Below are 7,862 nucleotides of genomic sequence, written 5' to 3' on the forward strand. Positions count from 1 at the left end.
CTCCGGAGGATATGTCGTATTAACGTTGTTTTTTGATGCTTGAACCGTTCGGAGGTAATTATGGATATGTTACGGACCTATTTGTTGGGCCTACCTCGCCGATATAAACGCTCCCTTCAGGTTCTCACTGACGTCGTGTTGGTATGGCTTGCGCTCTGGATGGCATTCGTTGTGCGTTTGGGTATCGATGAAATGATCAACCCAATCCGCATGCATCTCTGGCTCTTTATTTCTGCGCCCCTGATTGCAATTCCCTTGTTTGTTCGTTTTGGTATGTATCGGGCGGTCATGCGTTATTTTGGTAACGATGCACTGATCGCCATTGTCAAGGCTGTAAGCCTTTCATCTTTGATTTTGGCAGTTGCTGTTTACTGGTATAGCAATCATCAGAACGTGGTGCCGCGTTCAATCATTTTCAACTATTGGTGGCTTAGCCTTATCACTATAGGCGGACTTCGCTTGGCGATGCGCCAGTACTTTTTGGGCGACTGGTTCACCGCGGCACAACATGTGCCGTTCACGAGTCGCGACAATGGGTTGCCTAAAGTGGCTATCTATGGAGCAGGTGCCGCGGGTAATCAGTTGGTAGCGGCTCTGCGGATGGGACGGGTGATGCGACCGGTAGCGTTCATTGATGACGATGTAAGCATCAGTGATCGCGTCATTTCGGGCCTGCAGGTCTACAAGCCAAAGCATATTCAGCGCATGATCGACGCGACCGGGGCGGAGGAAATCTTGCTGGCGATCCCCTCTTCAAATCGTGGTCGACGCCGCGAAATTCTAGGGTTTCTCGAGGGGTTTCCGCTTCACGTACGAAGCGTCCCAGGTTTCATGGACCTGGCCAGTGGTCGAGTCAAGGTAGACGATATCCAGGAAGTTGATATCGCCGATCTGCTTGGCCGTGACGCAGTTCCTGCCCAAGAGGATTTGCTGGAACATTGCATCAAGGGGCAGAGTGTTTTGGTCACCGGCGCCGGCGGCTCAATCGGATCTGAATTGTGTCGACAGATATTGACCCTTAAGCCGACGACATTGTTGCTGTTTGAACACAGCGAATTTAATCTCTACAGTATCCTGTCGGAGCTGGAACAACGGGTTGCGCGTGAGTCGTTGTCAGTCAAAATCTTGCCTATTTTAGGTTCTGTGCGTAATCAGCCAAAGTTGCTGGACGTCATGAAGACTTGGCACGTGGACACTGTTTATCATGCGGCGGCCTATAAACATGTACCGATGGTTGAGCATAATATTGCCGAAGGTGTATTGAATAACGTAATAGGCACACTCAACACTGCCCAGGCTGCACTGCAGGCAGGCGTTGCTAACTTTGTTCTGATTTCAACCGATAAAGCTGTCCGCCCAACCAACGTAATGGGTAGCACCAAACGCTTGGCAGAACTGACGCTGCAGGCACTCAGTCGTGAATTGGCCCCCGTACTATTTGGTGATAGGTCCAATATTTCACGCGTTAATAAAACGCGCTTCACTATGGTTCGGTTCGGGAATGTGCTTGGGTCGTCCGGTTCTGTTATCCCGCTGTTTCACAAGCAGATCAAATCCGGCGGTCCGTTGACTGTCACACATCCCAAGATCACGCGTTACTTTATGACTATCCCTGAGGCAGCACAACTCGTGATCCAGGCCGGGTCTATGGGGCTAGGCGGCGATGTGTTTGTGTTGGATATGGGCGAGCCGGTAAAAATCGTGGAACTTGCGGAGAAAATGATCCACCTGTCGGGTCTGAGTGTGCGCTCCGAAAAAAATCTTCATGGTGATATTGCGATTGAGTTTACTGGGCTGCGTCCCGGCGAGAAACTTTACGAAGAGTTACTCATTGGCGACAACGTAGTTGCCACCAGGCATCCAATGATTATGAGTGCAAATGAAGACCACCTGTCTTGGGAAGCACTTAAAGCCAAACTGACGGAACTATTGGCTGCGGTAGAGGAGGACGACTACACTCGTGTCCGCCAACTCTTGCGCGACACCGTCAGCGGCTACTCCCCCGATGGCGAAATCGTCGACTGGATCTACCAACAACGCCGCCTCGAGCCGTGATTTAACACTCTGTTACTCAAGCATTTTTGACGAATGTCCAACATCGCCTAAGTTAGAAAAGCAGCTTTGGAAAAGCTGCTTTTCTTTTATCAATGTCATGGAGCGTCACAATGCAAAACACCTACATCACCTCCCTGGTCTTCGCCTTCCTCGCTACTCTATCCGTAACAACCACCGCAGCCCCTTCCGTAAAACCCGGAGCTCCAACCCCCATCTCAGCGCAGATGTCCAAAAACGAGCAGTCCGCCAAGGTCAATCTGAATGCCGCTGACGCCGAAACCCTTCGTCGTGACCTTTTCGGCATCGGTGCCTCCAAAGCCAAAGCAATCGTTGCCTATCGTGAAAGCAATGGTCCATTCACTGCGGTGGATGAGTTGCTGGAAGTTAAGGGGATCGGCAAGGCTCTGCTGGAAAAGAATCGCGATAGGCTTGTCATCAACTAATCCAATGAGGGGAGGCCGGTCATTGGCCGGCTTTTTCATCTTGTGAAACCTGGGTTTTCAAGCTTCCCCGCACCACACCCATGATGCGCATCGCCATTGCCGAGTCTTGGACACTTCGAGCCAGCACAAGGGCACCCACCAGTGTCGACATCATCACCAGGCTTTGTGCATCACGTTGTCCATCCCCCAGCGCTGTCTCAATCTGCTGAAGCCTTGCGCCGAGCACAGCATCTGTAGTCGCGCTGTGTTGGCCTCTCAGCCCCAACTCGGAAGACATGGTCGGCAATGGGCAGCCTTCAGCCGGCGAGATCAGGTGCCATTCAGACAGGTAACTATCAATGAATGCTTCCAGCGGCCGGTCCTGGCTGAACAATATCTCGCAATGCGCATCCAGCTCGGCAGCTGCGGCTTGCAGCGCCTTTTCCACCAGTTCGTCCTTGGATTTGAAGTGCGCGTAGAAACCGCCATGGGTCAAGTCCAGGGCTTTCATCAAAGGCTGCAAGCCGGTCGCGCCGATCCCGTCGCGACGAAAGCGTACCGAGGCTTCCTTGATGATGCGTTGGTGGGTCTTGGCTTTGTGGTCGGATGAGTAACGCATAGGTGGGCCTCAGTGACAGGCTGGCATTTTAACCGACTTGAATCTTTTTACACGCTGACACGTTGGCATGGAAAGTGATTACCTGCCCGTCAAGGATTGTTCAACAATCGTGAAGGTAACCATGACACTCAGTTTGTCTCTAGCCGACCAGATTGCCCTGGAGCTCCGCGCCGACATCATCGGCGGGCGATTGCTGCCAGGCATGCCATTAGTCGAAGTGGAACTGGTCAACGCCTACAACGCATCGCGCAATACGATCCGTGAAGCGTTGCACCGCCTTGGGCAAGAAGGGTTGACCCGTTATGTGCGCAATAAAGGCGTGATGGTCCGGCGGGTCGCGCGCGAGGAAGTGCGGGATTTATTTGTCGTGCGCCGCACCCTGGAGCTGCAGGCCATCGCCCAGAGCGGCCGTCTGACAGAGGATCAATCCAGGCGCATGCAGAACGCCATCGATGCCACCACCCTGGCCCGCGAGCGCGAAGACTGGCGTGCGGTCGCCACCCACAGCCTGGTGTTTCACCAGCACATCGTCGGGTTGATGCGCAGCCCGTTGTTCGATGAGTTTTTTGCCCAGGTCATCGCCCAGCTGCGGCTGGTGTTCTGCGCCGCGCCCGATGAGCGGCGCTTCCAGTCGCCGTGGCTGGAGCGTGATCGTGAGATCTACACGTTATTGGTCCGGCAGGATAAACCGGCGGCGGGGGAGGCGATGAGCCTCTACCTGGATGATTCGGAACGCTTGTCCCTGGCCTTGTTTAACCACCCCTGATCGAGGATCCGCCCCATGTACAAAGACTATCCGGCCGCTTATCAGGTCAGTAAAGGTTCGGCGTTGCAGGTCGACACAGCGTTTTACGAGCGCATCCGTGATCGAAAAGACCAGCGCACGCTGATCGAGCAGTTTGAGGTGCCGATTCGTACGGGCAGGGCGTGGAAGGTGCCCGCCGGGCATGTGTTCCGTGTGACCACGCCGGTTGGCCCGCAGGTGGGTGATTTCAACGTATGGAATGCCAATGACCCCCGTGAGCGCCTGTGGGCGGCTCGCACCCGGCAGTTGCAGGGCGCCCATGTCAGCACCCATGACCGCTTGTGGTCGAACCTGCCATTCCTGCGGCCTTTGGTGACGATCACCGATGACAGCCTGGCCAGCTACGGCATTGATGAGCACGGCGGGCGGCTGCATGATTTGCTTGGCACACGTTGTGATCCCTATGTGAATCGGATGCTGACCGGTGAGGATTTCCATCACCATTGCCACTCCAACCTGACACGCGCGGTGTTGCCTCACGGTCTGACGGAATTCGACGTGCATGACGTGCTGAATATTTTCCAGTGCACCGGTCTAAATCACGACGACATGTACTTCATGAAGGCCTGCCCCGCGCAGAAGGGCGACTACCTGGAGTTCTTTGCCGAGATTGATTTGCTATGCGCGCTGTCGACGTGCCCCGGTGGGGATTTGTCGCTGCCGATGTGGGGGCCGGAGGCGCAGGACCCGCTGACGGTATGCCGTCCGTTGGGGGTTGAGATCTACACGTTGGAGGATGCGTTGCTCAATGGCTGGAGCCAGCCGGAACGTGCTGCCTACAAGGGGCAGCACGGGTTGCATATTGCCAAGGCGGATTGGGAGTAGCCAAGGCTCAGCGGTCCTGCGCATCCTTGGCATCCGCCTGGGCGTTGCGCTCGGCCACGCGCTTGCGTTGTTCGTCGGTGAGTTCCACTTTGTTGGCGCTGTCACGCAGCATCATCAGTCCACCGACGATCGACCCGATCGCAACTACCATAATCAACCACGCATACCACGGCATAAGGCTCTCCTTGAGGCAGATTGCCGCGGGAGAGTTTTCCCACGGTAATAACTGCTTTGAGTGACGGGCTTTCTTACTAGTTCAGTGTAGGCCCGTTCTGCCTCGCAGTAGATCAGAGCCCGGTCAACATCGCATCCGCCGGTGCATCGGCACGGTCTTGCGCAGTCATCTGGAAGTAGGCGAACCCCACCACCATAAAGCCCAGGAAGATAAGCCCGATCAGCGCGTTGAACCAAGCCATGGCCACCAGGCACACCACCGCCAGCACCAGGGCAATGCCCGGCACGATGGGGTAACCCGGCGCGCGGAAGGTGCGTTCCAGCAGCGGTTCGGTCCTGCGCAGTTTGAACAGGCTGAGCATGCTCATGATGTACATCACGATGGCGCCGAATACCGCCATGGTGATCATCGCTGCGGTCAGTGTCATACCGCCGAGGTTGATCAGGCCGTCGCTGTAGATCGCCGCGATGCCGACCACGCCGCCAGCGATGATTGCGCGATGGGGTGTCTGAAAACGCGACAGTTTGGCGAGGAAAGACGGCAGGTAACCGGCTCGGGCCAGGGCGAAGAACTGGCGCGAGTAGCCGAGGATGATGCCGTGGAAACTGGCCACCAGGCCGAACAAGCCAATCCACACCAGCATGTGCAACCAGCCGGAGCTGTCGCCGACCACGGTTTTCATGGCTTGTGGCAGTGGGTCGTTGATGTTGGACAGGGTGCGCCAGTCACCCACGCCGCCGGCAAAGAACATCACGCCCATGGCCAGGATCACCAGGGTCAGGATGCCGCTGATGTAGGCCTTTGGAATGGTGCGCTTCGGATCTTTGGCTTCTTCGGCGGCCATGGCGGCGCCTTCGATGGCAAGGAAGAACCAGATGGCGAAGGGAATTGCGGCAAACATGCCGGCAATCGCCGGTGCGCCGAACGTGTCGGAACCGGCCCAGCCATTGAGGGCAAAGTTACTGAAGCTGAAGGCGGGCGCCACTACGCCCATGAACACCAGCAACTCAGCGACGGCGAGCACGCACACCACCAGTTCGAAGGTGGCGGCGAGCTTGACGCCGAGGATGTTCAGGCCCATGAACACGATGTAGGCACCAACGGCGGCGTGTTTGGGGTCCAGCGCCGGGAACTGCACATTCAGGTAGGCGCCGATGGCCAAGGCGATGGCGGGCGGTGCGAAAACGAATTCGATCAAGGTCGCGAGCCCCGCGATCAAGCCGCCTTTCTCACCAAAGGCGCGACGGCTGTAGGCAAACGGACCACCCGCATGGGGAATCGCGGTGGTCAGTTCGGTGAAGCTGAAAATGAAACAGGTGTACATCGCGGCGACCATCAATGAGGTCACCAGGAAGCCCAGGGTCCCGGCGACGCCCCAGCCATAGCTCCAGCCGAAGTACTCCCCGGATATCACCAGCCCGACGGCGATGCCCCATAAGTGCAGAGTGCCTAAGGTGGGTTTGAGTTGTGTGTTCATCGTGACGCGCTCCCTGAACGGTTTGGAATGATTCAAGGTGTTGCAGCGGACATGCCATGCCTTACAACCGTGTCGTAAAGCGGCGCAACTGTCGTCTGGGGGATGGTTTGGCGTTTGAAATTTTCCGGTGTCGCACCAGATAAGTGCGGGGGTGGCTGGCAGGGCCTCATCGGGGGCAAGCCCCCTCCCACATGTTGACCGGTGTACGCAGGCCAAGTGTGGGAGGGGGCTTGAACTGGTCAAGTAATCTTGGACACCGATTAAGGTTCATGCCGCCAACCTTTCCTTCGCGACCGGCGACCGGTAGTCGTTGTAGCTGTGAGGCCTGCTGATGTTGTAGCGCGAGACATAGCGCTGCACATCTGCCCGGGCCTCATGCTCCAGTTTGTAGCCCGTTTCAGGAACCCACTCGGATTTCAAACTACCAAAGAAACGCTCCATCGGGGCGTTGTCCCAGCACTCGCCTTTACGGCTCATACTTTGCCTAAACCCATGCTTCACAAGCGCGTTTCGGAATTTATGGCTGGTGTACTGGCAACCTTGGTCAGAGTGAAACAACACATCCTCGGGATGGCCGCGTAGCTCAACTGCCATGCGTAGTGCCTCGCAGGTCAGGTTGGCATCCGAAATCATCGAGAACGACCAGCCTACGATCCTGCGAGCGTACAGATCCAGAACGGCGGCGAAGTACATCCAACGCTTGCCGACCTTGATGTACGTTACGTCGCCACACCACACCTGATTAACCGCCGTCACATCAAATTTCCGCTTGAGCACATGCGGCGCCACCAAGGCCTCCACGCCCGGCGACTTGTACTTATGGCGCCTGCGCTGACGACTAGCGATGCCAGCCTCGCGCATCAAATTGCGAGCCATGTAACGTCCGACACGATGTCCTTTGGCTTGCAGCTCCTTGGACAAGGTACGTGCGCCCGCCGACTCTCTCGACGCCTTGTGGTGCCTGACCAGCGCGGCTTTGAGCTTTTCCCGCTCAGGATTTGCTCTGCCCTGGCGCTGGCGCCAGGCATAGAAGCTGCTGCGGTTAACCCCGAACGCCCGGCAACACCTTTTAACGCCGTACTGCTCGTCCAGCTCATCGATCAGCGTGAATGATCTTTGGCGTCCAAAAGCAGGAGAGCACTGGCCTTTTTTAAGATTTCAATGTCCAGGTCTTTCTCCCTGAGCAGGGCTTTGAGTCTCTGGATCTCTCGTTGATCAGCGGTAATTGCCTTGGCTCCCACCGGAGTCGAGCCCAAGCGTTCTTTTTGCACTTGATCGACCCAACGGCGCAGAGCAGTAGGACCAATATCCAGGCTGGCACAGACCTCGGTAACCGGCTGACCTTCATCCAGCACCATGCTGGCAGCCTTGAGCTTGAACTCACTCGAATAAGATTTACGCATATCCAAACACCTCAGATTTGGGCGCTATCATAGCGCCCGATTGAAGTGTCCAAAATCATTAGGCCAGTTCAGCTTGCCCCC

Annotated in this window: 8 protein-coding genes; 4 read left to right on the top strand and 4 right to left on the bottom strand. The window is 56.4% G+C overall.

Translation table 11 applies throughout. The features are described 5' to 3' along the window. The first annotated feature begins 57 nt into the window (after positions 1 to 57). Both BFN10_RS07210 and BFN10_RS07215 read left to right on the top strand, forming a co-directional pair. Positions 58 to 2,055, top strand: coding sequence for a polysaccharide biosynthesis protein (locus tag BFN10_RS07210; RefSeq protein WP_162276417.1), 1,998 nt, complete (start codon positions 58 to 60; stop codon positions 2,053 to 2,055). A 110-nt stretch (positions 2,056 to 2,165) separates the two neighbouring features. Further along, positions 2,166 to 2,498: a ComEA family DNA-binding protein gene (locus tag BFN10_RS07215; protein ID WP_071489090.1), complete on the top strand. Its 333-nt coding sequence runs from the start codon at positions 2,166 to 2,168 to the stop codon at positions 2,496 to 2,498. A 19-nt stretch (positions 2,499 to 2,517) separates the two neighbouring features. On the opposite strand, the gene BFN10_RS07220 is transcribed toward BFN10_RS07215, so the two are convergent. Next, complete coding sequence (locus BFN10_RS07220) at positions 2,518 to 3,096, bottom strand: TetR/AcrR family transcriptional regulator (RefSeq protein WP_071489091.1); 579 nt, start codon at positions 3,094 to 3,096, stop codon at positions 2,518 to 2,520. 121 nt (positions 3,097 to 3,217) lie between these two features. Between BFN10_RS07220 and BFN10_RS07225 the strand changes: the two genes are divergently transcribed. Both BFN10_RS07225 and BFN10_RS07230 read left to right on the top strand, forming a co-directional pair. Next, entirely contained in the window at positions 3,218 to 3,862 is a 645-nt protein-coding gene (locus tag BFN10_RS07225) for a GntR family transcriptional regulator (protein WP_071489110.1), read from the top strand. Between the two features lie 15 nt (positions 3,863 to 3,877). After that, positions 3,878 to 4,726 (top strand): urea carboxylase-associated family protein, encoded by an 849-nt coding sequence (locus tag BFN10_RS07230; RefSeq protein ID WP_071489092.1) that lies wholly within the window; start codon positions 3,878 to 3,880, stop codon positions 4,724 to 4,726. 7 nt (positions 4,727 to 4,733) lie between these two features. Here BFN10_RS07230 and BFN10_RS07235 read toward each other — a convergent pair whose 3' ends face one another. The 3 genes from BFN10_RS07235 to BFN10_RS07245 form a co-directional block, all read right to left on the bottom strand. After that, positions 4,734 to 4,901 carry a DUF2897 family protein gene (locus BFN10_RS07235; RefSeq protein WP_003172675.1) on the bottom strand — a complete coding sequence of 56 codons (168 nt, stop codon included), beginning with the start codon at positions 4,899 to 4,901 and terminating at the stop codon, positions 4,734 to 4,736. Between the two features lie 112 nt (positions 4,902 to 5,013). Next, positions 5,014 to 6,378, bottom strand: coding sequence for an ethanolamine permease (gene eat / locus BFN10_RS07240; protein WP_058424481.1), 1,365 nt, complete (start codon positions 6,376 to 6,378; stop codon positions 5,014 to 5,016). 267 nt (positions 6,379 to 6,645) lie between these two features. Next, positions 6,646 to 7,781, bottom strand: a protein-coding gene (locus tag BFN10_RS07245; protein WP_428842196.1) for an IS3 family transposase whose coding sequence is annotated in 2 segments (ribosomal slippage) — positions 6,646 to 7,535 and positions 7,535 to 7,781 — 1,137 coding nt in all. Because the reading frame shifts where the segments join, the coding sequence is not laid out codon by codon here. Positions 7,782 to 7,862 lie beyond the last annotated feature (81 nt).

Source organism: Pseudomonas extremorientalis (assembly GCF_001870465.1).
In the GTDB taxonomy this organism is placed as follows: domain Bacteria; phylum Pseudomonadota; class Gammaproteobacteria; order Pseudomonadales; family Pseudomonadaceae; genus Aquipseudomonas; species Aquipseudomonas extremorientalis.

What these genes read in the sequence shown, in the direction of transcription:
- BFN10_RS07230 (WP_071489092.1), top strand. Translation starts at nt 3,878, where the DNA reads ATGTACAAAGACTATCCGGCCGCTTATCAGGTCAGTAAAGGTTCGGCG.
- BFN10_RS07215 (WP_071489090.1), top strand. Translation starts at nt 2,166, where the DNA reads ATGCAAAACACCTACATCACCTCCCTGGTCTTCGCCTTCCTCGCTACT.
- BFN10_RS07225 (WP_071489110.1), top strand. Translation starts at nt 3,218, where the DNA reads ATGACACTCAGTTTGTCTCTAGCCGACCAGATTGCCCTGGAGCTCCGC.
- BFN10_RS07235 (WP_003172675.1), bottom strand. Translation starts at nt 4,901, where the DNA reads ATGCCGTGGTATGCGTGGTTGATTATGGTAGTTGCGATCGGGTCGATC.
- BFN10_RS07220 (WP_071489091.1), bottom strand. Translation starts at nt 3,096, where the DNA reads ATGCGTTACTCATCCGACCACAAAGCCAAGACCCACCAACGCATCATC.
- eat (WP_058424481.1), bottom strand. Translation starts at nt 6,378, where the DNA reads ATGAACACACAACTCAAACCCACCTTAGGCACTCTGCACTTATGGGGC.